Origin of the sequence: Pseudalkalibacillus sp. JSM 102089 (genome assembly GCF_041366475.1) — a bacterium.
GTDB classification, from domain to species: domain Bacteria; phylum Bacillota; class Bacilli; order Bacillales; family Guptibacillaceae; genus Guptibacillus; species Guptibacillus hwajinpoensis_B.
Window position 1 is genome coordinate 108,386 of sequence record NZ_JBEWYW010000005.1, and the last position, 22,938, is coordinate 131,323.

Annotated in this window: 24 protein-coding genes, 1 pseudogene and 1 riboswitch; of the genes and pseudogenes, 11 read left to right on the forward strand and 14 right to left on the reverse strand. The window is 39.4% G+C overall.

Annotated elements, in window-relative coordinates:
* The first annotated feature begins 4 nt into the window (after nt 1–4).
* From menB to menC, 3 genes are all read left to right on the forward strand, one after another.
* The gene (gene menB / locus ABVF21_RS13000; RefSeq protein WP_303535341.1) at nt 5–820 is read left to right on the forward strand and encodes a 1,4-dihydroxy-2-naphthoyl-CoA synthase; all 816 of its coding nucleotides are present in this window, start codon (nt 5–7) and stop codon (nt 818–820) included.
* Between the two features lie 87 nt (nt 821–907).
* The gene (locus tag ABVF21_RS13005; protein WP_303535339.1) at nt 908–2,377 is read left to right on the forward strand and encodes an o-succinylbenzoate--CoA ligase; all 1,470 of its coding nucleotides are present in this window, start codon (nt 908–910) and stop codon (nt 2,375–2,377) included.
* Nucleotides 2,377–3,477 (forward strand): o-succinylbenzoate synthase, encoded by a 1,101-nt coding sequence (gene menC, locus ABVF21_RS13010; RefSeq protein WP_303535427.1) that lies wholly within the window; start codon nt 2,377–2,379, stop codon nt 3,475–3,477. Before ABVF21_RS13005 ends, menC begins: the two co-directional genes overlap by 1 nt.
* Before the next feature lie 56 nt (nt 3,478–3,533).
* Here the strand turns inward: menC and ABVF21_RS13015 are convergent, their stop codons facing one another.
* The 3 genes from ABVF21_RS13015 to ABVF21_RS13025 form a co-directional block, all read right to left on the reverse strand.
* Nucleotides 3,534–3,830, reverse strand: coding sequence for a DUF3817 domain-containing protein (locus ABVF21_RS13015; protein WP_303535337.1), 297 nt, complete (start codon nt 3,828–3,830; stop codon nt 3,534–3,536).
* Between the two features lie 907 nt (nt 3,831–4,737).
* Nucleotides 4,738–4,926, reverse strand: coding sequence for a hypothetical protein (locus tag ABVF21_RS13020; RefSeq protein ID WP_194219190.1), 189 nt, complete (start codon nt 4,924–4,926; stop codon nt 4,738–4,740).
* A gap of 123 nt (nt 4,927–5,049) precedes the next feature.
* Nucleotides 5,050–7,227 carry a UvrD-helicase domain-containing protein gene (locus ABVF21_RS13025; RefSeq protein WP_371018326.1) on the reverse strand — a complete coding sequence of 726 codons (2,178 nt, stop codon included), beginning with the start codon at nt 7,225–7,227 and terminating at the stop codon, nt 5,050–5,052.
* Nucleotides 7,228–7,369: 142 nt separating this feature from the next.
* Here ABVF21_RS13025 and ABVF21_RS13030 point away from each other — a divergent pair, with 142 nt between their 5' ends.
* From ABVF21_RS13030 to ABVF21_RS13040, 3 genes and pseudogenes are all read left to right on the forward strand, one after another.
* The gene (locus ABVF21_RS13030) at nt 7,370–7,594 is read left to right on the forward strand and encodes a hypothetical protein (protein ID WP_194219192.1); all 225 of its coding nucleotides are present in this window, start codon (nt 7,370–7,372) and stop codon (nt 7,592–7,594) included.
* A 22-nt stretch (nt 7,595–7,616) separates the two neighbouring features.
* On the forward strand, nt 7,617–7,955 hold the full coding sequence (locus tag ABVF21_RS13035) for a hypothetical protein (protein WP_303535331.1): 339 nt from the start codon (nt 7,617–7,619) through the stop codon (nt 7,953–7,955).
* Between the two features lie 108 nt (nt 7,956–8,063).
* Nucleotides 8,064–8,135: pseudogene (locus ABVF21_RS13040) on the forward strand (YjcZ family sporulation protein); the annotation flags it as partial.
* A gap of 114 nt (nt 8,136–8,249) precedes the next feature.
* Here the strand turns inward: ABVF21_RS13040 and ABVF21_RS13045 are convergent.
* Complete coding sequence (locus ABVF21_RS13045) at nt 8,250–9,392, reverse strand: ABC transporter permease (RefSeq protein ID WP_303535329.1); 1,143 nt, start codon at nt 9,390–9,392, stop codon at nt 8,250–8,252.
* Nucleotides 9,393–9,604: 212 nt separating this feature from the next.
* Between ABVF21_RS13045 and ABVF21_RS13050 the strand changes: the two genes are divergently transcribed.
* Together ABVF21_RS13050 and ytkD are read left to right on the forward strand one after the other, a co-directional pair.
* Nucleotides 9,605–10,132, forward strand: a complete 528-nt coding sequence (locus tag ABVF21_RS13050) for a hypothetical protein (RefSeq protein WP_303535327.1) — start codon at nt 9,605–9,607, stop codon at nt 10,130–10,132.
* Nucleotides 10,133–10,245: 113 nt separating this feature from the next.
* Nucleotides 10,246–10,716, forward strand: a complete 471-nt coding sequence (ytkD, locus tag ABVF21_RS13055) for an RNA deprotection pyrophosphohydrolase (RefSeq protein ID WP_194219197.1) — start codon at nt 10,246–10,248, stop codon at nt 10,714–10,716.
* A 100-nt stretch (nt 10,717–10,816) separates the two neighbouring features.
* Here the strand turns inward: ytkD and ABVF21_RS13060 are convergent, their stop codons facing one another.
* The 5 genes from ABVF21_RS13060 to pckA form a co-directional block, all read right to left on the reverse strand.
* The gene (locus ABVF21_RS13060; protein ID WP_303535325.1) at nt 10,817–11,692 is read right to left on the reverse strand and encodes a cation diffusion facilitator family transporter; all 876 of its coding nucleotides are present in this window, start codon (nt 11,690–11,692) and stop codon (nt 10,817–10,819) included.
* A gap of 175 nt (nt 11,693–11,867) precedes the next feature.
* Nucleotides 11,868–12,668: an ABC transporter permease gene (locus ABVF21_RS13065; protein ID WP_194219199.1), complete on the reverse strand. Its 801-nt coding sequence runs from the start codon at nt 12,666–12,668 to the stop codon at nt 11,868–11,870.
* Complete coding sequence (locus ABVF21_RS13070) at nt 12,649–13,425, reverse strand: ABC transporter ATP-binding protein (protein WP_371018327.1); 777 nt, start codon at nt 13,423–13,425, stop codon at nt 12,649–12,651. Before ABVF21_RS13070 ends, ABVF21_RS13065 begins: the two co-directional genes overlap by 20 nt.
* An 11-nt stretch (nt 13,426–13,436) precedes the next feature.
* Nucleotides 13,437–14,432: an ABC transporter substrate-binding protein gene (locus ABVF21_RS13075; protein ID WP_303535321.1), complete on the reverse strand. Its 996-nt coding sequence runs from the start codon at nt 14,430–14,432 to the stop codon at nt 13,437–13,439.
* A gap of 192 nt (nt 14,433–14,624) precedes the next feature.
* Nucleotides 14,625–16,208 carry a phosphoenolpyruvate carboxykinase (ATP) gene (pckA, locus tag ABVF21_RS13080; RefSeq protein WP_371018328.1) on the reverse strand — a complete coding sequence of 528 codons (1,584 nt, stop codon included), beginning with the start codon at nt 16,206–16,208 and terminating at the stop codon, nt 14,625–14,627.
* A gap of 353 nt (nt 16,209–16,561) precedes the next feature.
* A riboswitch (SAM riboswitch) is annotated at nt 16,562–16,671 on the forward strand.
* Nucleotides 16,672–16,879: 208 nt separating this feature from the next.
* On the opposite strand from pckA, the gene metK reads away from it, so the two are divergent.
* Complete coding sequence (metK, locus tag ABVF21_RS13085; protein ID WP_194219203.1) at nt 16,880–18,076, forward strand: methionine adenosyltransferase; 1,197 nt, start codon at nt 16,880–16,882, stop codon at nt 18,074–18,076.
* A 141-nt stretch (nt 18,077–18,217) separates the two neighbouring features.
* A complete protein-coding gene (locus ABVF21_RS13090; RefSeq protein WP_371018329.1) occupies nt 18,218–18,841 on the forward strand; it encodes an MSMEG_1061 family FMN-dependent PPOX-type flavoprotein in 624 nt (207 codons plus the stop codon).
* Here ABVF21_RS13090 and ABVF21_RS13095 read toward each other — a convergent pair.
* The 5 genes from ABVF21_RS13095 to ABVF21_RS13115 form a co-directional block, all read right to left on the reverse strand.
* Nucleotides 18,835–19,020, reverse strand: coding sequence for a hypothetical protein (locus ABVF21_RS13095; RefSeq protein ID WP_371018330.1), 186 nt, complete (start codon nt 19,018–19,020; stop codon nt 18,835–18,837). The two genes, ABVF21_RS13090 and ABVF21_RS13095, sit on opposite strands and share 7 nt — an antisense overlap.
* 13 nt (nt 19,021–19,033) lie before the next feature.
* On the reverse strand, nt 19,034–20,179 hold the full coding sequence (locus ABVF21_RS13100) for a glycosyltransferase family 4 protein (protein WP_371018331.1): 1,146 nt from the start codon (nt 20,177–20,179) through the stop codon (nt 19,034–19,036).
* A gap of 16 nt (nt 20,180–20,195) precedes the next feature.
* Nucleotides 20,196–20,714, reverse strand: a complete 519-nt coding sequence (locus ABVF21_RS13105) for a phosphatase PAP2 family protein (RefSeq protein WP_371018376.1) — start codon at nt 20,712–20,714, stop codon at nt 20,196–20,198.
* Between the two features lie 417 nt (nt 20,715–21,131).
* Nucleotides 21,132–21,434 (reverse strand): hypothetical protein, encoded by a 303-nt coding sequence (locus ABVF21_RS13110; protein WP_371018332.1) that lies wholly within the window; start codon nt 21,432–21,434, stop codon nt 21,132–21,134.
* 70 nt (nt 21,435–21,504) lie between these two features.
* The gene (locus ABVF21_RS13115; RefSeq protein ID WP_303532349.1) at nt 21,505–22,020 is read right to left on the reverse strand and encodes a gamma carbonic anhydrase family protein; all 516 of its coding nucleotides are present in this window, start codon (nt 22,018–22,020) and stop codon (nt 21,505–21,507) included.
* Nucleotides 22,021–22,110: 90 nt separating this feature from the next.
* Here ABVF21_RS13115 and ABVF21_RS13120 point away from each other — a divergent pair, with 90 nt between their 5' ends.
* The gene (locus tag ABVF21_RS13120; RefSeq protein ID WP_303532313.1) at nt 22,111–22,923 is read left to right on the forward strand and encodes an alpha/beta hydrolase; all 813 of its coding nucleotides are present in this window, start codon (nt 22,111–22,113) and stop codon (nt 22,921–22,923) included.
* Nucleotides 22,924–22,938 lie beyond the last annotated feature (15 nt).

Below are 22,938 nucleotides of genomic sequence, written 5' to 3' on the forward strand. Positions count from 1 at the left end.
CTAAATGATTCAATGGAAGACTGAACGAGAATTTGAAGATATTCTTTACGAAACGTATGATGGTATTGCTAAGATTACAATCAACCGTCCAGAGGTGCGCAATGCATTTACGCCAAGAACGGTTAACGAATTAATTACCGCTTTTTCATTTGCGAGAGACAATTCAGATATTGGAGTTATTGTTCTAGCAGGAGCTGGAGACAAAGCTTTCTGTTCTGGCGGTGACCAAAGTGTTCGTGGTCATGGTGGTTATGTAGGTGAGGATGAGGTTCCACGTCTAAATGTCTTGGATCTTCAACGCCTCATTCGTGTTATCCCTAAGCCGGTTGTTGCAATGGTATCGGGTTATGCGATTGGAGGGGGACACGTCCTTCACGTGGTATGTGACCTGACAATTGCTGCAGATAATGCTATTTTTGGTCAGACTGGCCCTAAAGTTGGTAGCTTTGATGCTGGATACGGTGCAGGATACCTTGCTCGTATCGTAGGTCATAAGAAAGCTCGTGAAATCTGGTACCTGTGTCGTCAATACAATGCACAAGAAGCACTTGATATGGGACTTGTTAATACGGTTGTTCCTCTTGATCAGCTTGAAGCTGAAACAGTACAGTGGGCACAGGAAATGCTTGATAAGTCACCAACAGCCCTACGCTTCCTTAAAGCTTCTCTTAACGCCGATACAGACGGTCTTGCAGGACTCCAGCAAATGGGTGGAGACGCAACGCTTCTTTATTACACAACTGACGAAGCAAAAGAAGGACGCGATTCATTTAAAGAAAAACGCAAACCTGACTTTAAACAGTTCCCGCGTTTTCCTTAAATCGATTGTTAGAAACAGCTTGATGGATTCCCATCAAGCTGTTTTTTTCAAATAGTCTATGGTAATGAAAGAAAGGATGTTAAAGAGATGGATACGATGCCAAATTGGCTACATAAACGTGCTTCTATGACGCCTGAGCGAGTGGCGCTTATCGATAATGGCAAACAGTTAACTTATAAACAGTTACAAGAAAAGGCAGTTAAGATGGCAAATGCTCTAAAAGCAAAAGGAATCGAAAAAGGAAAGCATGTTGGTTTTTATATGGAGAATGGATTAGAGGCTGCCGTTTGTTTACATACTCTGATGTACATTGGGGCTGTCATTGTTCCATTGAATCATCGATTAACAGGACCAGAGCTATCTTTCCAAATGAACGATGCTGAGATTTCCTATGTGATCACTGACAATTTACTTGAGAAGAAAGCTAGTGATGCAATACAAAGTCCGGTAAATATAATCATCTGGGAAGATGTTCACCCAGGTGCTTATCAGTTAGAAGAGTTACAAACAACTATTGAGTTACATCAGCTTCATACGATTATGTACACTTCTGGCACAACTGGAAAACCTAAGGGTGTTATGCTTTCATATGGTAATCATTGGTGGAGTGCGATCGGTTCTAGTCTTAATCTTGGTTTAGATATGAATGATCGCTGGCTGTGTGCGGTTCCAATGTTTCATATGAGTGGACTTTCTATTCTATTGCGAAGTGTTATTTACGGAATCACAATGGTTATTCAACAACGGTTTGAACCGCGTGTCGTTAATCAATCGATTCAAAAAGAACGAATTACAATTGTATCGGTAGTAAGCGCTATGCTGAAAAAAATGCTCGATGACCTTGGAACCGATCATTATCCCGAAACATTTCGCTGCATGCTTCTTGGAGGTGGTCCAGCTCCATACCCGCTTCTCTCTACTTGCGAGGAGAAGCATATTCCTGTCTTCCAGACATTTGGTATGACGGAAACTGCCTCTCAAATTGTGACGCTTTCACCTGAATATATGCTAGATAAACAGGGGTCAGCTGGAAAGGCGCTTTTCCCATCAGAGATTATGATTAGTCTTGATCATAAATCCCTTTCTGCTTTAGAGCATGGAGAGATTCTCGTGAAAGGACCTACGATTACAAAGGGGTATTGGCGAAGGGATGATGCAACAAGAGCTGCATTTGAAGACGGGTGGCTTCATACAGGCGATATTGGTTATCTGGATGAAGATGGCTTTCTCTTTGTATTGGATCGAAGGAAAGACCTCATTATATCTGGTGGTGAAAATGTGTATCCCGCAGAAATTGAAGCGGCGATCCTTGAGCATGTAGATGTGGAGGATGCAGGCGTAACTGGGGTTAAAGATGAGCAATGGGGAGAAGTACCTGCAGCATTTGTTGTTAGTAAGAATCGCTCTTTGACGGAACAGCAGCTGCTCGATTATCTTTCAGAACGTCTTGCGCGTTACAAGCTACCTAGAACGATTACTTATGTGGATAGCCTTCCTAGGAATGGGGCAAATAAGCTACAGCGAAATTTATTAGTAGATATGAGTGATACGATATGATGCAACTGGAGAGTGTTACTCTACGTCATATTCGAATGAACCTAAAATCCCCTTTTAGTAACAGTTTGGAAACAGTCACTGCTCGAGATTTAATTATCGTCGAAGTAAGAGATTCTGAAGGGGAAGTAGGTTTTGGAGAAGGAGTTGCCTTTACGTCGCCCTGGTATACAGAAGAGACGCTTCAAACTTCCTGGCATATGCTAAGAGACTTCATCATTCCTAAACTCAAAAACCAACAGATTGCTCATCCGTCCGATGTGGAAGGAATACTAGCGGGCATTCGAAGAAATCCAATGGCTAAATCTGCGATTGAGGGTGCGATCTGGGACTTATATGCTAAAAGAGAAGGAATTAGCCTCTCAAGAGCATTAGGTGGTTCTTTACAGAAGATTAAGGCAGGAGTTGCCGTAGGCGCTTCGGATCCCTCAGTTATGCTAGAAGAAATTCATAGAAGAATTGAAGAGGGATATGAACGAATTAAAGTGAAGATCAAACCTTCGCAGGATATATCGATTCTAGAAGCGATACGTCATTCTTATCCAAACTTATCGCTAATGGCAGATGCGAACTCAGCTTATTCTCTGCAAGACATCGATCGTTTAAAAGCACTTGATCCATTTCATTTGCTGATGATTGAACAACCTCTAGCAGCTGACGATATCGTAGATCATGCGATTTTACAAAAAGAGATTGAAACACCGGTCTGTTTGGATGAAAGTATACATTCTTATGATGATGCCCGTCGAGCACTCGATTTAAATAGCTGTAAGATTATTAATATTAAACCCGGACGTGTTGGAGGGTTATCCGTTAGTAAGAGGATCCATGATTTATGTAGCGAAAGGGGGATACCTGTTTGGTGTGGTGGCATGCTAGAGTCCGGAATAGGAAGGGCGCATAATATCGCGCTTTCTAGTTTGGCTAATTTCACAATACCGGGAGATGTCTCTGCATCAGCACGGTACTGGGAAAAAGACATTATTGAACCTGAAGTGGAAGTGGAGAACGGTTTGATTACTGTTTCTAAAGAGAATGGGATCGGATACGAAATAAACTGGAAAGAACTTGAGAGAGTGACGGTTTCTAAAGAAGTTTATTAACAAAGCTAGGGAAAAGATAGCAAAAGGCAGAACCTTCTTAAGGTCCTGCCTTGTCTTTATACTTCAGAATTTTTTGCGATTCGCGCATCGAATATAAACGGTCCGAATGGGATAACGGAGGAGACAATTGCGAGCGCGGCTTTAATGAAAGACCAGCGCTTAACGATTGTGACATATAGAATTACGGCAAGATAGAGAACAAACAGTCCGCCATGTAACGCTCCAACAATCGTTACGGCCATAGGAATATCCATCATGTATTTAAGAGGCATCGCAATTCCTAGTAATAATAAAAATGATATTCCTTCTGCAAAGCCGACGCCTCGGAATAGTTTCAATGGTTGCTTAAACAATGTATTTCACTCCTTTATCATTAGTTGATGTGATCTGTTTCACATAAACAGTTACAGGTAGTTTACAAATAGTATATCAATACTAGTCCTACAATAGAAGTTGAAGTTTTATCGATTTCTTGACAGTTTGAATGCAAATACTCATAATCAATTTTTTATTCACAGAAAATTTAGTACTAAGGCATTGTTTTCAAATGTTTTGTAAGTGATGATTGCTTATACGTGCCTTTATCGAGTAGAATGAATGAGGGTAACAATAAATCAACTCTGAAGGAGATTTGTATGAATAATAACAAAAAGGCAATCTTTATATACATTCCAAAGTCCAAAGTTGATGAAGCCAAAAAAAACATGAAGAAGAATGATTAATAGACGATAAAAAAACAGTCGAACCGTAGTGGCTCGACTGTTTTATTTATGATAAATTAATAAATTTCAATTGCTCAATTTTACAATATTAAATAAATGAAATGATAGCTGCAATCACAGCAACTGCGCCAATGATCATAAGAATTGTACGTACCATTGCTATTCCTCCTTGATAAAGTCAATTTAGTTCATACATAACTATATTTTTGCTGCCTTCTAGAATAATGCGCTGACAACAAATGCTACTACAACAACAATACCGATAATAACGAGAACTTGTTTTAACATAATGACTTCCTCCTCTAATATAGCAATGTCCTTTGCTACTATTGATATACCCTATTCATTTTTTATATCAAACCTTTTTTTGAAATAAATAGTTATAAATGACTACTTGCAGAAGAAAATACTTCAAGTTACAAAGCGATTTATGAATAGCGTTCCAGTTATCTGGGTTTTTATGCTTGGAAAATAAAAAGAAGCCTTCCTTTATTTGGAGGCTTCTTCGTTTATTTAAACATTTTTTGTGAATGGGTAACTATTGTTTAGGATGTACCTTCATCCGCTCTTGCTGGAAAAATTCTTTTAGCTCCGGGTTAAGTAAGTCCGGCTCCTCATCATTTAAGTTCAGTCTGATCAGCTTGCCTTCAAGGTAATCCATAATACCGATAATCGTACCGTTTCCAAGCTGCTTCTGAAAGATGGTTTCGTAACGAATGCTGCTCATCGGAGCCCTCCTGTTGCGCATTTTTTTCTACTATAGCACGTTTGGAGAAAGAATTATTGAAGTTAAACTTCTCTTAAATGATTTGTAATCAAAGCGCAACAAAGCTTAACACAGTGACATAGTTCAGTCTTTTTGAACAGGCTTTTGCGAAATGATCATTGGCTTATCACATAAGGGGCATTGCTTTTGATCAGGTTGTTTCTTATCCTCTATTTTCATCCATCCTTTGCAAAATTCACTACTGCAAACCCATGCTTTCACCGTTTTACCTTCTTGTTGAATCTTCTTCTTGAAGGCATCCGTTAAGAAACGAGAAACGGGTGTTTGTTTACCAAGGTGTTTTTCAGGGGAGCAAATATAGAGCTCTTCCTTTGCACGTGTAATGGCAACGTAACAAAGGCGACGTTCTTCCTCAAGGTCAGCAGTCGGATTTTTCATATAGAGCTGCTTATGAGAGGCTTCTTTGTCTTTCATCGTATTGAGCGCAGAAACGTGGGGTAGAATCGTTTCTGAAGCACCAATGACGTAAACAACAGGGAATTCAAGCCCTTTTGCCTGATGAATGGACAGTAGTGAAAGTGCGTTAGAGGCGCTTGCTTTTTGTTTATGCTCATTGAATCGTTGAATGATTCGATCGACGTAGGCAAGGAACTCTGGGATGGTTTCAAATCGTGAGCTTGAGAACTCGAGCTCGTCCATCATTTCTTTAAGAGTAGTCTTATGAACAGTTAATGCCTCGTCATTTGCGCTGTCCAGATGTTTCATATAGTCATCTCGTAACAATTGAATGGCTTTCTGGGGTCGATGACGTTTAGCTTCTTGAACAAGACGGACACGTCGATCTATTGATTTTTTTTGAAAATCACGTAGTGTTTTCCAAGATTTTAAATGTAACAAAGGAAATTCAACTGGATCAACAAAATTTTCCATTTCAATGTGACGCATACCTGATTCTTGATTAATAAAAAGGGATGGGAGTATGGCGGCTGTCGCATCAAGATTTTGGTGCTCGTATGCAAGTCGAAGGTGTTCCATCATTCCTTTAATAATCGACTGCTCGTAAAAGACCTGTTTCATTCCCTGTGCGTTGAAAGGAATGTCCTGTTCAATCAACTGCTCGAAAATGGCTCTAGCATTCGTATAAGTTCTTGTAAGAATGGCAATGTCTTTCCACTCTCGCTTTTTTTCTCGAATATGACGGAGGACATAACCTGCTTCGTCTTCTGTTGTAGCAGGACGAAGATAGTATGGTTGCTTTCCGTCTTTGTCTGTAGCGTTCATCGTTTTCATTCTTCGGTAAGTATTGTGCTTAATTACATGGTTTCCGAGTCCAACAATGGGAGGAGCTGATCTATAGTTTGTATCCAGCGTAACGACGGCTGCATCCGGATAAGCACGATCGAACTCTAAAATGATTGAGCTATTTGCGCCATTAAAAGAATAGATAACTTGATCATCGTCACCCACTACAAATAAGTTGTTTTGAGGAGCTGCAATTTGTTTAATTAATTCGTATTGAATTGGATTCGTATCCTGGAATTCATCTACTAAAATATATTGAAATCGATTTTGCATTTTTTTAAGTAGAGCGGGATTTTGATTGAATTCTCGATACATATAGACAAGAATGTCATCAAAGTCAATATAGCCATTAGCCGTTTTCCACTCTTCATATTCAGAGTAGGCTTTCTTTAATTCTTCTGTTTCTTTACTGTCAGGGATATCTGCAGGCTCCATCATTTTAACTTTGCAAGCAGATATTGATGAAAGCATAATCTCTGGTAAAGATGCTTCAGGACTCTTCATTTTTTTTAGAATATTCTTCATTATAATTTGTTTGTGACGATCACTATTCAATATTTTTTGGTTATAACCGAGACTCCTTAATAATCTCAAGAAGATAGAATGAAATGTTCCTGCTGTTAATCTTCCGGAGTCTTGAGAAGAGACACCTGGTAAGTGACTGATACGCTGTCGCATTTCTTCAGATGCCTTTCGAGTGAAAGTAATGAGTAGAATACTAGAAGGATCTTTTTCCTTTACTGTCATTAGAAAAGCTGTTCGTGCTGTTAAAACAGATGTTTTTCCACTTCCGGCTCCGGCAATTGTCAAAAGAGGGCCTTCAGTATGCTTTACTGCTTTTGTTTGAGGTTCATTCAGACGTATACCTTTTTCCTCTAAAGCATGAAAAAAAGCCTGCTCTGCTTTATCTTCCAATGGTCTGAGAGACGAGTGGGGTGTTAAAGGAGCAGATAGGTCCAATTCAGTCACTGCTTGATGCGGTGTTTTAGTAAAATTCATGATCATCACCTGAACTATTCTTATGGATTCATCCCTTCATTTTAACATAAATTTATGTATTTTCGTTTTTAAGGAAAAGATTAATATTTATCCGAAAAGGGTAAAGTGACAAGCAGGATAGGATAAAGAGGAGGAAAAATCAATGGAAAAATTTATTCAAGTTGTAGTTGATCATGATAAGAAACAATTTCATGTGGAGTCAGAAGCAACCGAAGAAACCAACTATGATGCCCGAGTTGAAGAAGCGAAGAAACAGGGACGTGATGTTGGATCATTTCGCTCTAGGCTTGATACTGTTGAGAAAACCATTGATGCTGCTCAACATGAATACAAAGGGTATCGTCATTTAGAAGAAAGTCCTGTTTAAATTTTCATGGAGGTGAGAAGCAATGGTACGTGAGACGTATTTTGTAACACCTAAAGGTGAGCTTCATGAGACAAATGTTGGCACTCAAATGAATGCCTTCGAAATTAGAGCAAGTCAAGAAGAGAAAATGGAAATGGAACGTGTAATTGAGAAGTTGCGCTCTCAGAAATATGTGCAACAAAATGATTTCTTTTCACTGAATCATTATGATGAAAGTGAAGTAGACCGTCATCGAGATTGGACGGATGAAGCGATTTATGAGTTATATAAGATGATCTATCGACTAGGCACATCTCATACAAAGCAACAAATTGATCAGATGGGCGTATTATCAGCTCTAAACCACAATACAAGAAATTGAGGATGAACAACTAGTTTTTCTTCATGAACTCCGCTCATGCCCTTCCTAAATGGAATCAACTACATAAAGTAATAGTGTAGTGAATGAATTCTAACGAGGGGGATAAAGATGAGTGGAGGATATGGTAAAGGTTTTGCGTTAATTGTTGTTCTGTTTATTTTACTAATTATTGTTGGAGCTGGCGCAATGGGCGGCGGTTGTGGTCCTGGACCAGGTTATGTAGGCGGAGCAAACTACAATCCTTATTGTTGCTAAATCATAAAGAGAAGCTGGCTAATATTAGCCAGCTTCTCTTTATGATTTTCTCTGTTTTTTGTTTTCTAAAAAAAATGAAATCAAAAGCCCTTCTACTAGGGTACAAAAACTATGCTGTAAAGAAGGAAGCTGAACAATACTAAATAATATGGATTGTATAACTAATAACGATAAAATCATGTTTCTCAGTGAATAATCGTTACGGAGAATAACAAGAAACGAGTCTCTCATTTGTTCTTTTTTGATTGCTAAGAGCTGTTTATGAGTGATCCATAAAAGAAGGGGAACAATCAAGTACGATGTGTACTCTTCTCTTAGGTAGTAGAGAATATATGCCCCAATTCCAACTAATCGGATAAAGACCCAAATGTAGCTTCCTTTACGGAAGAAAATTCTAATGAATAGAAAGGTCTGTGGGTGAGACACCGGTATCAATTGAATAATCCAACTTAAATACTTTCTTGCCTTCACTTTATTCTGTAAAGAAGGCACATCGACGAATTGGTTTGCGAATTGCTCAAACCGAGCAGTTTGTGATGACTCAAGTTCAATTAATCTCTCCCACTGAAGCATCGAGTTTTGACGAAATAGTAAGTAAAGGTATGTAATGGGAAACATAAGGAATAAGACACCAATAAAAACATATCCTTTCATGGTGAAGTAAAGAATAGTGAAATTGTTAATGAAAAGGAAGAGGCGTAGCCATTTTATCTTCGAGAAGTAAGACCGTATGATCGTAAGAAAAGACAATAAAAAGAGCAAGAGTATCATGACATAAATCCATGTTAGTAATTCCAAAGGAATTTCTAAATGAATGAGGACAGGAGCGCTTACTAAACTAACGATCAAAATGGTCGGCAGGGAACGAATCAAAGAATAGAAGAAAGTATACTTAATGTATTGTCTCATACGATCTTCACATGCGATTAAAAAGACGCGATCCGCTTGAAAGAGAAAAAACTTTCCTTCAAGAACACTTAGTACTACGCTCATGATGAGTGCAATCGCAAATAGGAGTGGAAATGGCTCGGATATAACATCGAGTAAACGTTGATAATAAATAATTCCTATTGCTCCGATTAGCAATAAAGCGATCAAAAATCCGCCTTGCATGATGTAAGACAAATACTTAAGTCGATGCCGCAGATAATTATAAAATCGAATCTTCCATAATTCCTCCAATAAATCACCTCTCTCACGAACTGAATTAAGAAAAATCGAAACATTCTGCTATATCTATTCGTATAAGTAGTGTATACAAAAGAAAATAGCTAAAATTCTTTTCATTACTATGGTAAAAAAGACTTAATATATCACTAGTTTGTTTGACACCTAATAGGATGAGGTATGAAATCAATATAAAGAAATTCTACTATATTTAAAGGATGAGTGACATGAAAAAATACATAAGTTTATTAATGTTTGTAGGTGCGTTAACTTTCACTTCGGGTTGTGGTGGAGAAATATCAAAAATTGCTGCTGATCATTCAGAAATCGTGATTTCTTCTCTTGAGAATAAAGCAGAAGCAAAGACGGATTCAATCGAAAAACCAGACGTTGAGAATTTATCTAATGAACTTATCAATCATATTATTCAGGATACAGATGAAGAGGGTAAAGTTAAACAGTTTCAGACAATAGCAGGGGTTGAGAAGGACTTACAACAGATAACCTCTAAAGAACTCGCTTCTGAAATTGCGGATGTTTATTTTGCAGAGCGAGAAGGTGATCTTTACTTAGTGCCAACAGAGTTATTTCCATGGGTGAATACTGATGAGTCATATGAACTGGAGAAACTTAATGAATATGAATATGAACTGACTCAATCGAATGAGTCTGACCTTTATGGCTCTTATACAATTAAAATTCATTTTCTTTATGAAAATAACCATTGGATCATTAAAAATTTTGAGATTAAATAATTCAAACGCACGGAACTTTTGGTCCGTGCGTTTTATTTTTTGTACAGGTAGATTGGACAAGGACAGGCTACTCTTTTACAATAAAGTAAGAAACTAAAGGACGAGGTTATCAAATGAGCGAATTTATGTTTACAGATTACTATCATAATCAGGTAACATTTTCTTTCGAGGATCATCCTTACTCTCCCGCACCAAAACATGTTTGGGTTATTTGTCGCCTTGAAAATCAGTGGCTGTTAACCGAGCACTCTCGAAGAGGCATAGAATTTCCAGGTGGGAAAGTGGAAGAAGGAGAGAATGCCGAAGAAGCCGCGGTGCGTGAGGTATATGAAGAAACAGGTGGAGTTGTTAAGCACCTTCAATATGTAGGTCAGTATCGTGTTGAAGGAAAAGGCGGAACTATTATTAAGAATGTCTATTATGCTGACATTGATCGTCTCGTAGACAAAGAAGACTATATGGAAACAAAGGGACCGGTTAAGCTAACAACACTTCCGAAAGATATTCATTTAAATGAGCGCTATAGCTTTATGATGAAGGATCAAGTACTTACTTATAGTCTAAAACACCTTAATTATTTGTAATGAGAAAAAAGTCCAGTTCATTGTCCTGGACTTTTTTGCTCGAATTTATACACAATCTAATAGGTGACAGCCTTCAAACAAATAACGGATGGAGAAGCCATTATTCATTGACAGAGCCTCTTTCAGTAATTTCCCTGCCAGGTTCAACATGAATGGTGGCATTTCGAACGTCATGATCCTTCTCTAACTGGGCTTCTATTTTGTCCGTAATCGTATGCCCTTCTTTAATATTTAAATGCGGTGCTACCTCTACAACGGCATCGACAATAATATCATTTCCGGCCATTCGTGCTTTAATATCCACTATTGTTTCTACCCCTTCAATGTTTTGGATCGTCGCCTCTATATCATTCAATTTCTCTTTATCAAATCCATCCGTTAACATGAGTGATGAATCTTTAAAGATATCATAAGCCGTTTTGCATATGATAAGACCTACAATAAAGCCTGTAAGAGGATCTAGCCAATGCATGTTAAAGTGAGCACCAATAATTCCAATAAAAGCACCAAGACTAACGAGAGCATCTGATAAATTGTCTTTGGCTGCAGCCATTAACCCGAGGCTATTCGTTTTTTTAGCGAGGCGGTAGTTGAAAAGATAAACGCCTCCCATAACGATCATTCCAAAAAAGGCTACCCAGGCAGAGCTAAGTGGAGGAGAAGAGACTTTGCCACTGAGTAAAACAGTAGCTGTATGGAAGAGGACTTGAATCCCAATCGCAAACATAACAAATGAGGCGAATAGAGAAGAAACGGTTTCTGCTCGAGAATGGCCATATGGATGGTTCAAGTCTGGTGGTTTAAGAGAAATTTTCATGCCAATTAAAACAGCAATGGATGCCACGATATCTGATGCGTTATTCCATCCGTCTGCTAAGAGGGCTTCTGAACCAAAGAGATACCCTGCGCCTAATTTGATCATTGAAAGTAGTAAGTAAGCTGTTATGCTAAGCCATACACCTCTTAGTGCGCTCATTGTTTTCACCTGTCTTATATAAGAATATGTTCTTCTATATGCTAGCAGATGGTATTTGGGTGGGTCTATAGCAATCATTTTGCAAGTGGTAAGACGTGTAGGGACCCATCATATTTGTGAGTGGTGGCTAACTAGTTTGCCCAATCACAACAAAATAAGCCCCTCTTAAGAGGAGCTAGTGTTTAATTAATTTACGTTCTAACCATTCGACCCCTAAATACATGATTGATGAGAGAATCGCAATCATAAATAAGCTTAGTAAAACCAATGTGAAATTAAATACTTGGAAGCCATAAATAATCATATAACCAAGACCTTGTTTTGAAACAAGAAATTCCCCAACAATTACGCCGACCCACGATAAACCCACATTTACTTTCAAGGTCGAGATAATCGCTGGAAAGGAAGATGGCAGAATAACTTCAAAGAAGATCTGGCGCTTATTACCACCAAATGAGCGAATCACTTTGATGAAGTTAGGTTCAACAGTATGAAATGCGTGGTAGATCACAAGAGTAGTAATAATAACGGAAATAGAAGCGCCCATCGTAATAATGGAGATGTAACCTGGACCTAGCGCAACTATGATGATCGGACCAAGAGCTACTTTAGGCATGGAATTCAATACAACAAGATACGGATCTGAAATTCTAGAAGCTTTGCGTGACCACCATAGAATTGCCGCGAACACGGTTCCAAGTACTGTTCCAAGAAGAAATCCAGCAATTGTTTCAAGTAACGTTACACCAGTGTGTAACAGTAATGAACCATCTGTTACTTTTGTTATAAAGAGTGAAGCAATTTTAGAGGGGTAGCTAAATAATAACGGATCGATCCATGTGAACCGTCCTGCTAATTCCCATAAAGTGAGAAATGCAAAGAGAATACACACCTGAAAACCCAATATTTCATTTCTTTCCCTTTTCAACTCTCTTAGATAATGTTGATGCTTATGTTTAAGTTGGAGATGGTTCAAGAGAATCAAGCTCCTTCCATATCAGCTGGAAATTCTCAGGGAAAGCAGAATCATTCCTAGCTTCAAAAGGAAGTAATTCTTTAAGGGAAGCTGGGACTTGAAAAGTTCTCGCGATTTTCCCGGGACGAGGCGATAAGAGGATGATGCGGTCTGACATCGCAATCGCTTCTCCAATATCATGAGTCACCAGCAGGGCGGTTTTTCGATGCTTCTTTAATGTTTTAAACACGAGGTCTTCGAGTTTTAATTTTGTTTGATAATCAAGTGCAGAGAAAGGCTCATCTAATAACAGTAGATCAGGATCTGTTGCAAGTGTGCGAACGAGAGCTACGCGTTGACGCATTCCACCCGAAAGCTGATCAGGATAGGCCGAGCGGACATCGCTTAACCCCATGCTATCCAATAATTCCAATGTTTGTTCTTTTTTATCCGCTGTCAACTTGTTTAGAAGCTTTAACCCTATAAAACAATTTTCTTCAATTGTTTTCCAGGGAAACAAGTAATCTTGTTGAAGCATATAGCCCATTCGTTCGCCGGGTGAGTTTATAATTTTATTTTGTAGAGAAACGCTCCCTTCAGTAGGTTTTACTAATCCTGAAATGATCGACAACAGAGTAGATTTCCCGCATCCACTAGGCCCAAGAAGGGAAACGAATTCTCCTTCATCAATAGCGAAAGAGAGGTTGGAAATCGCTTCTTTGGCAGCGCTTTTCATTAAATACACATGTGAAATAGCGTTGAGTTGAAGGAAAGACATTATTTTCCCTCCTATTTTTGCGCTTTTTCGGCATAGCTATTATCTACTAATTTGCTATGATCAACGCGTTTTGGGAGTTCTCCTGCTTCATCCATAATATTTTGTAAGTTATCCCATTCTTCTTGATCCAGGGATGGGTTTGTAGCGAATGAATGCTGACTTTTGTAACGATCGACTACAGTTGTAATGAGTTCAAGATCGGTATCCTGAAAGAACGGTTCAATTGACTTTGCAATTTCTGCAGAAGAATGAGTATCTACCCACAGTTGAGCCTCATAAAGTGCTTTTGTAAAACGCTCAGCTACATCAGCATTTTTACTCAAATAACTTTCTTTCGCCATAAATCCTGTATATGGAATTTTTCCTGATTCTTTTCCAAATGAAGCTACAATGTGTCCAACCCCTTGTTCTTCAAAGACACTTGCTGTTGGCTCGAATAACTGAACGTAATCGCCAGTTCCAGAAGCAAATGCGCTTGAAATGTTTGCGAAATCAATATTTTGAATGAGGTCCAAATCGTTTTGAGGATCAATTCCTTTCTGTTTCAGTACGTATTCGCCAGCCATTTGTGGCATACCACCTTTACGTTGGCCAAGGAATGTACTTCCCTTCAAATCTTCCCATTCAAAATGCTCGATTTTTTCTCTTGATACAAGGAACGTACCGTCTGTTTGTGTAAGTTGAGCAAAGTTTATAACAGGGTCATCAGTGCCCTGTGCATAAACATAAATGGACGTCTCTGATCCTACAAGGGCGACATCAGCTCCGTTAGATAGTAGAGTGGTCATTGTTTTATCTCCGCCCCAAGTGGTCGTTAATTCGACATCAATGCCATGCTTCTCAAAAATACCCTCTGAGAGTGCCACGTATTGTGGCGCATAGAAAATCGAGCGTGTAACCTCAGCTACTCTTACCTGATCGTTTCCACTATTAGTACCACACGCCGAAAGAATAAGAAGAAATACACTTGTGTATATACAAAACGTTATAAACCAGCTTCTTTTCATTATCTATCCTCCACATTCGTCACATGAGGTAGGCTCATGTTTTAGATACTATAGCCTATGTATTTTAAAACGATTGGTGTTTTGAATAAGTAAATTAATGGAGGTAGATAGAAAGAGGGGGATGTGCGAAGTGAAGGGGAATGAGTCTTCAAATAAAAAAAAGCACCCGTTAAGGTGCTTTTTGCAATGAGACTAAACATTTGGGCCTGCTTGTTTGATTTCGTCGGCTACATTTGAGAATTTTTCGAAGTTCTTTACAAACTTAGTAGCGAGATCTTTTGCTTTCTCATCATATTTCTCTTGATCTTCCCATGTTTGTTTTGGCTGCAATACTTCTGCTGGAACACCTGGACAATGAGAAGGAATATGCAATCCGAAAATAGGGTCTGTTACTGTTTCGATACGATCAAGTTCTCCATTTAAAGCCGCCTGGATCATCGCTCTAGTATATGAAAGCTTCATGCGCTCTCCGACACCATAACCGCCCCCAGACCATCCGGTATTTACGAGGAAGACTTGAACATCATGCTCCATAATTTTCTCGCCGAGCATTTCTGCATAGCGATGGGCAGGTAATGGCAAGAACGGTGCACCAAAGCATGTAGAGAAAGTGGCTTCCGGTGAAGTGACTCCTCTTTCTGTTCCGGCTAACTTGCTTGTGTAACCTGATAGGAAATGAAACATGGCTTGTTCTTTGGTCAGTTTGCTAATTGGAGGAAGGACGCCAAATGCATCTGCCGTTAAGAAAATAATCGTGTTGGGATGTCCGGCAACGCTAGGAATTGCAATATTAGGTATGGCGTCAATCGGATAGGCAGCGCGAGTATTTTCAGTTAGACTAGTGTTATCGTAGTCAGGTTCACGCGAGCCGTTATCCATCATAACGTTCTCAAGAACCGTTCCAAAGCGAATTGCATCCCAGATTTCAGGTTCTTTTTCTTTTGATAAGTTGATGCATTTAGCGTAGCATCCACCTTCAATATTAAAGACACCATTCATAGACCATCCGTGTTCATCATCACCGATAAGAGATCGATGAGCATCTGCTGAGAGCGTTGTCTTTCCAGTTCCAGATAAACCGAAAAATAGAGCAACATCCCCCTCTTTACCTACGTTAGCAGAGCAGTGCATTGAAAGAATATTTCGCTCTGGTAATAAGTAGTTCATAACGGTGAAAATAGACTTTTTAATTTCTCCAGCATATTCTGTTCCACCAATTAAGACGGTTCGTTTCTCAAAGGAGATAATAATAAATGTTTCTGAATTTGTGCCATCCACTTCTGGATCAGCTTGAAAACCAGGTGCAGAAATGACAGTGAATTCAGCGTCATGTTCTTTTAACTCTGATTCATTCGGACGGATGAACAGCTGGTGGGCGAAAAGGTTATGCCAGGCATATTCATTAATAACCTGAATGGGTAGTCTTGATACCTGGTCAGCACCAGCAAATCCTTTAAACACATAAAGTCCCTTTTTCTCACCGAGGTAGTTCAACACCTTTGTGTAAAGGTTTTCAAAACTTTTTTCGGAAATAGGCTGGTTTGTTTCCCAGTTCACTTTGTTCTTTACGGAATCTTCCTTTACAATGAACTTGTCCCCAGGAGAACGTCCTGTATATTTTCCGGTTTCTACGCGAAGAGCTCCTGTAGCTGATAGTTGCCCTTCGTTTTTAAATAGTGAATGTTCAACCAGTTCAGACACTGATAAATTCACATGTGGATTATTCTTATTTAATATCGCATCCAATAACGGTGAGGAGAAGGAAGCTGTTTTCATACGTTAAACCCATCCTTTTTTAAAGATTTCGTTGATTGACTTGTTTAACTCAAAAATAGTATAACACATTCATTCAATTATTCTATACTAATCTATGTATTTTTTGCATAAAAAGTGAAAAATGGGTGAATGACTATTTCTTTAGGTTGAAATCCTGTCGCCATTATATAGGAAGTGATTATTTTATGGGTAAAGGATTAAGGTGGTGGATCGATCGCTTCGCCCTTGAATTCGAACATAAAGCCCGTGTTCTTTTTGTAGGGCTCCAGCGCTTGTCGAGGCTAAACGGGCGCTTCCGCTTTTCTTCATTGACACATCCTTTCATGTGCGTTATTATATGTCGAGAATGGATACTCTTATCCCGAGCAGGCGGAGGGACAGGCCCGATGAAGCTCAGCAACCAACTCCTATACAACAGGATTAAGGTGCTAACCTGCAAGACGATAGTCTTGGAAGATAAGAGGCGAAAGGCATGAGATATCAGCTCCTTTTCCCTCTGATTGTAGGGAAGGGCTTTTTTAATGTCGTTGAGATTGATGACGCTATAAAAAAAGGTAAGACGATAAGAAATTGAATTCGTTCTCTCGTTTCGGCACAGGGTAATAGGGAAATGAGTACCGTATCCATTACAACATAATTAGATAGGATCCAATCCTTAAGGAGGTACTTGAGTGAGTAATCGTCGTTTGTTTACTTCTGAGTCAGTAACAGAGGGGCATCCTGATAAAATTTCAGATCAGATTTCCGATGCCATTCTGGATGATATTCTTGCGCATGATCCAAATGCGCGCGTTGCCTGTGAAACTACAGTAACAACTGGTCTTGTACTAGTTTCCGGTGAAATTACAACATCACACTATGTGGATATTCCGAAAGTGGTTCGTGAGACGATTCAAACGATCGGCTATACACGTGCGAAATACGGATTTGATGCTGAAACATGTGCTGTTCTTTCATCTATTGATGAACAGTCTGCAGACATTGCTGCAGGTGTAAATGTTGCTCTTGAAGCACGTGAAGGTACGATGTCAGATGACGAAATCGATGCAATTGGTGCAGGTGACCAGGGGCTTATGTTTGGTTACGCTTGTAATGAAACAGCGGAATTAATGCCGCTTCCGATTTCTCTTGCGCATAAACTAGCGCGACGTTTGAGCGAAGTAAGAAAAGAAGAAATTCTTCCTTATCTTCGTCCTGATGGTAAAACACAAGTAACAGTGGAATACGATGAAGCTGGTAAGCCGGTACGCGTTGATACCATTGTTGTTTCTACACAGCATCATCCTGAAATTTCACTTGAACAAATCCAACGTAATATCAAAGAACACGTTGTGAAGCCGGTTGTTCCTGCTGAATTAATTGATGAAGAAACAAAATACTTCATCAACCCAACAGGACGCTTTGTTATCGGTGGACCGCAGGGTGACGCAGGTTTAACAGGAAGAAAAATCATTGTTGATACTTACGGCGGTTATGCGCGTCACGGTGGCGGTGCTTTCTCAGGTAAGGATGCTACGAAAGTAGACCGTTCTGCGGCATATGCTGCTCGTTATGTTGCTAAGAACCTTGTGGCAGCGGGTCTAACAGATCGTTGTGAAGTTCAACTTGCTTACGCTATTGGGGTTGCTCAGCCAGTATCAATTGCTATTGATACATTTGGCACAGGAAAAGTGTCTGAGGAAAGTCTTGTAGAGCTAGTAAGAGAGAACTTCGATCTTCGTCCAGCAGGCATTATAAAGATGCTTGATCTTAGACGTCCCATTTATAAGCAAACAGCTGCGTATGGACATTTTGGACGTACTGATATTGACCTTCCATGGGAACAAACAGATCGTGCAGAATCCCTTAAACAGGGTGCCGGAATTTAATTAATTTCTAAGAAGCCAAAAATATTTTGGCTTCTTTTTTTGCTCTATCATCCTTTTTGACATCCGTTATATTGTATTGAATTATCATAAAACAGATGGGTGTTGTGATAAAATGGAAGGAAAAATGGAGGAGTGTAATGTGTGAAAACTAGTATATTCGGAGAAACCGTGACCGATGTGAATGAACTAAAAGACATGGCAGGAATACCGAGTAAATTGGCTGCAAATAAAGTCATCTCTTTTCTTGATAAACACTGTAAAGAGTTCATATGCCGTACACCATTTATTACGATTGCCACCCAATCAAGTACGGGTGGTGATGTTTCGCCAAGAGGGGATGCACCGGGGTTTATTCAAGTTCTGGATGATCATCATTTATTGATACCGGAAAGACCGGGAAATAAACGAATGGACTCATTGATCAATCTATTAGAAAACCCAAATATCGGTTTGCTGCTGATGATTCCCGGCCGAGAAGAAGCGTTGCGTATTAATGGAAAGGCCTCGATTGTAAAAGATAAAACGCTGCTAGAGCAGTGTGAATATAAGGGGAAAACGCCTTTGTTAGGTATTGGAGTAGAAGTAAAGGAATGCTACATTCATTGTGCCAAAGCCTTTAAACGATCATCTCTTTTTGAACCTGAACGATGGCCGAATACTGAGGGGCTCGCGTCAGCTGCCAGAATGCTATCTGATCATGCAAAAATAGGCGAAGAAAAAGTGATTGAATCGTTGAAAGAAAGTTACACTAAACGTCTTTATTGAACAGAAATCAAGCCCAAACCTTTGTGTATGTTTGGTTGAACAATGGAGCAGTAAATGAGATCATACGTATTTGCTATTTTCTTCCTTTCGTCTAGCGCGTACAAGTTGTGGCTATGTGTTGCGAAGATAGAAGGTGCAGTTAAGCAGATTTCATTAATCCCCAATACAGTAAGATTCATTTTTTTCTCCTTTCTAAGCATATCGAGCTAATTTTTTAATTCCAATTGTTTTCTCATAATCCTCTACTAATCGTCCGAAGATCGCATCCCATGATTGAGTAAGTGCATAACGACGTCCTTCATAACCCATCATTCTCCGTTCGGTATTATCTGATAAGAGTCGACTGATAGCGTGGATATATTCCTCTTCTTTATACGGAGAGCAGAAAAGACCATTTCTTTCTCCAGTGACAACATCGGTTAATCCTCCGGCATTTGCAGCGATAACAGGGGTCCCTGAGGCAAGTGACTCCATTGCGACATTTCCAAATGTTTCAGTAGCTGATGGAAAGATGAAAAGATCTGAAGTAGCGTATAGCTCTGCTAATTCTTTCCCTTCTTTATAACCAGTGAAAGTGACGTTGTTAGGAACGTTTTCTTGAATATGAGGGAGGGCTGGTCCATCACCAACAATCAGCCATCTTGTTTGTTGTTTCAGCTGTTCTGGTAACTTCCACATGATTTTTTGTAACGTTTCAAGGTTTTTTTCTGGAGCGAGTCGACTAACAAATAAAAGAATATACTTCTCCTGAATGTTATATCGTTCACGTAGCGAGTGATTTGTTCTAATCGGAGAATATTGTTCGCAATCGACGCCTCTTCTCCAAAGCTTGAGGTTCTTAAAACCTCTTTCTTTTAATCGATTGCGCGTTTCATTGGAAGGAATAAAGGTAGTGGAAAATGGTTGATGAAACCAGGTTAAGTATTTCCACATAAAAGGAGAGAACCATTCAAGGTGGTAATGCTTTAAATAGTCATCAAAATTAGTGTGGTATGAAGCAACCATAGGTATGTTATTTTTCTTTCCGTAATGTAGCCCGCACATGCCGATATTAAAAGGTGTAGCGACATGAAGAAGGTCTGGTTGAAAATTTTGAAGTTGGTGGCGGATAAGACTCACGTTAGGAAGGGCAATGCGACATTCGGGATAAAGGAAAAACTTCATACTGGTAAAGCGGTGGATATTACTTGAGAAAAGGTCATCATCTTTCTGACAGTTAGGAGCAAAAAGCATATAATCTACATGCTGACGGTCCATATACCTGGTTAATTTACCCAAAGTGCGAGATACTCCGTTAACTTGTGGATAGTAAGTGTCAGTAAAAAGTGCAATTTTCATGAAAGCCCTCCCTTTTTTAGCCTAGGATTAAAGTTGAAAGAATACCAGATCCACCACCAAGTATAAAACCAACAAGAACGTCAGAAGGATAATGATGACCTAAGTAAATTCGCGAAAGGGCAACTAGACTCCCGAGAGTAATTAAGGGAATAGCTAGCGAAGGAATATGAAAGATAAACGGTGTAAGTACAGAAAAAATAGCCGTTGTATGCCCTGATGGAAAAGAATGATCTTTTAGAGGATATACGAATATCTTTGTTTCAGGGAGAGCGAGATATGGCCTGTGTTTTGGATAATGCTTTTTAATAAAATGAACAGGTATATGACTTACAGCAAGCGCAAACGCAGATTGAAACGCCCATATCTTTAAAGGAGCAGGTAACAGGAACATCAACAAAAGTGTGCTTAAAATCGTTGCCCGAGCACCACCCGCATGCGTAACTAATCCAAAAATAGAAGTAAGGTACCTTGAATGACACGTTAAATTCACAAACCGAAACATCGTACACTCACGCTCATAAAGCCACCCAACCACTTTACTCAAAAAGAATCCCCCTTCATCCTATGTGTTACTTCTATCCTATACGAGAAATTTAATGCTACTATTAAAGAAATCTTAAAGAATTGTTAAGAGTATAATGAAAAGCGTAGCCGAGCGTTTAGAAACGGAGATATTGGAGCTCATGAACTAGAACACGTCCTTTGTGTTCTGGTGAAAGAGTGAAATATCGCAGTTTCTGCGAGTCGCAGCTAGCCAAGAAAAGCGTAGCCGAGCGTTTAGAAACGGAGATATTGGAGCTCATGAGAGTGAGACGCTTTATGTCTCATTCGGATGGGCGAAACAGCGGGAGGATTTGGCCCGCGCAACTAGCCAAGAAAAGCGGAAGCCTCCGTTTAGACCAGTCAGGCACTGGAGGCTACAGTTGAATCTCAAGAGAATAAATAAGCTTGTCTACAGCCTAACGCTCCAACCGTTTCCAAAAACCACACAAAATGTCATGAAAAAAGACCAGGAATACCATCCTGATCTTTTTCTTAAAATTAATGTGAAGTAAATAACATAACCGATTGCAAGTGCTGTCGCGACGATGTAAACAAGAAAAATCGGATTGCTAAAGAAAGAAGATTTCACCCTGGCGTTTCCTTGATTATCATATTCGCCTTTTTGATTTTGTCCGAGTCTGTACGTCATATATGCCCCTATAAGCAAGGTGATGACGACGAGGACGATCAAGACCATGGTCATTTTGTACACGGAGGCCACCTCGATCCATTAGGATTGTATTGGTAACCTTCCTCAAACTAGCGATAAATATGCGTGCTTTCTAGAGCGGCTTTTGCTCTTTGTAATAGGCTGCTTTTTCAACATATTCTCTTCGAATGCGGTTCATATCCTTTCGATCATCCTCTGTTAATGTTCTAACAACCTTTGCAGGTCTTCCGAAAGCAAGGGAATGAGGGGGGATTTTCTTACCTGGTGGAACAAGGCTTCCTGCGCCAATAAAGGAACCTTCCCCGATCTCAGCTCCATCAAGAATAATAGAACCCATTCCAATAAGTGCCTCTTTGCGAATAATACTACTATGAAGGATTACCTGGTGGCCGATCGTCACACCATCTTCCAGAATGAGTTTTTTGTTTGGACTCTGATGAAGGACACAATTGTCTTGAATATTGACTCTATTGCCAATTTCAGTTGGGGCAACATCTCCACGTATGGTCGTGTTAAACCAGACGCTACTATGTTCCCCGATTGTCACATCACCTGTAATGGTAGTATAATCCGCAATATAGACCGTTTCATGAATCACTGGTTTTTTGTCATGATAAGCATAAAGCATTCCAATCCCAACTTTCATTTATTATAGATGAAATCCTTTTCAAAAGTAGTGTATCAAAAAGAACGAACCTACATAAGGGGGCTAATGTCCATGCGTATAAAAGAAACTGAATATCCAAAAGCGGTTATTGTGTTAGTTCATGGAGCAAACGAACATCATCGAAGGTATGATTGGCTCGTTTCTAAGTGGATTGAAGCAGGCTATCATGTAGTGCTTGGCGATTTACCTGGACAAGGTGAAAGTACTAGAAGACGGGGCCATATTGATTCATTTAACCAATATATTGAAACGATTGATAAGTGGATCAAGAGAGCTCATGAGTATAAGCTACCTGTGTTCTTACTTGGGCATAGTATGGGAGGACTTGCATCCATCCGTACGATTATGGAAAAACGTCCTTCTCTAACTGGAGTCATTTTATCTTCTCCGTGTATTGGACTAGTTAATCCCCCTAACAAAGGCGTAGACTTGCTCTCAAAAGTACTAAATCCAATTGTCCCTTCTCTAAGGTTAAATTCAAAGCTAGAACCGAACATTGGGACAAGGAATCCAGAGTTCCACAAACGAGATCAAGAAGATCCATTAATGGTTCAAAAAGTATCTGTTAGATGGTACCGTGAACTTCTAAAAGCGATGAAAATAGCCAATGAAGGCGCGAGATCATTTCATAATTTGCCATTGCTTGTATTACAGGGTGGCGACGATCGAATTGTAGATAAGCATGCCGTTATTTCGTGGTTTAATCGCATTCCATTAACAGAGAAAGCATTTAAAGAGTGGGATGGATTTTATCATGAGGTGTTTAATGAACCAGATCGTGAAGATGTATTTCAAACGGCAAAATCATTTGTTGAGTTAAAACTTGAATTATTAGAGCATAAGAAAAATAAGATAAATAATTAATACAGGAGTGGGATC

What these genes read in the sequence shown, in the direction of transcription:
- ABVF21_RS13070 (WP_371018327.1), bottom strand. Translation starts at nt 13,425, where the DNA reads ATGTCTTTCCTTCAACTCAACGCTATTTCACATGTGTATTTAATGAAA.
- ABVF21_RS13075 (WP_303535321.1), bottom strand. Translation starts at nt 14,432, where the DNA reads ATGAAAAGAAGCTGGTTTATAACGTTTTGTATATACACAAGTGTATTT.
- ytkD (WP_194219197.1), top strand. Translation starts at nt 10,246, where the DNA reads ATGAGCGAATTTATGTTTACAGATTACTATCATAATCAGGTAACATTT.
- ABVF21_RS13050 (WP_303535327.1), top strand. Translation starts at nt 9,605, where the DNA reads ATGAAAAAATACATAAGTTTATTAATGTTTGTAGGTGCGTTAACTTTC.
- ABVF21_RS13095 (WP_371018330.1), bottom strand. Translation starts at nt 19,020, where the DNA reads ATGAATCTTACTGTATTGGGGATTAATGAAATCTGCTTAACTGCACCT.
- ABVF21_RS13030 (WP_194219192.1), top strand. Translation starts at nt 7,370, where the DNA reads ATGGAAAAATTTATTCAAGTTGTAGTTGATCATGATAAGAAACAATTT.
- pckA (WP_371018328.1), bottom strand. Translation starts at nt 16,208, where the DNA reads ATGAAAACAGCTTCCTTCTCCTCACCGTTATTGGATGCGATATTAAAT.
- ABVF21_RS13060 (WP_303535325.1), bottom strand. Translation starts at nt 11,692, where the DNA reads ATGAGCGCACTAAGAGGTGTATGGCTTAGCATAACAGCTTACTTACTA.
- menB (WP_303535341.1), top strand. Translation starts at nt 5, where the DNA reads ATGATTCAATGGAAGACTGAACGAGAATTTGAAGATATTCTTTACGAA.
- ABVF21_RS13120 (WP_303532313.1), top strand. Translation starts at nt 22,111, where the DNA reads ATGCGTATAAAAGAAACTGAATATCCAAAAGCGGTTATTGTGTTAGTT.
- ABVF21_RS13100 (WP_371018331.1), bottom strand. Translation starts at nt 20,179, where the DNA reads ATGAAAATTGCACTTTTTACTGACACTTACTATCCACAAGTTAACGGA.
- menC (WP_303535427.1), top strand. Translation starts at nt 2,377, where the DNA reads ATGCAACTGGAGAGTGTTACTCTACGTCATATTCGAATGAACCTAAAA.
- ABVF21_RS13020 (WP_194219190.1), bottom strand. Translation starts at nt 4,926, where the DNA reads ATGAGCAGCATTCGTTACGAAACCATCTTTCAGAAGCAGCTTGGAAAC.
- ABVF21_RS13035 (WP_303535331.1), top strand. Translation starts at nt 7,617, where the DNA reads ATGGTACGTGAGACGTATTTTGTAACACCTAAAGGTGAGCTTCATGAG.
- ABVF21_RS13025 (WP_371018326.1), bottom strand. Translation starts at nt 7,227, where the DNA reads ATGAATTTTACTAAAACACCGCATCAAGCAGTGACTGAATTGGACCTA.
- ABVF21_RS13005 (WP_303535339.1), top strand. Translation starts at nt 908, where the DNA reads ATGGATACGATGCCAAATTGGCTACATAAACGTGCTTCTATGACGCCT.
- ABVF21_RS13115 (WP_303532349.1), bottom strand. Translation starts at nt 22,020, where the DNA reads ATGCTTTATGCTTATCATGACAAAAAACCAGTGATTCATGAAACGGTC.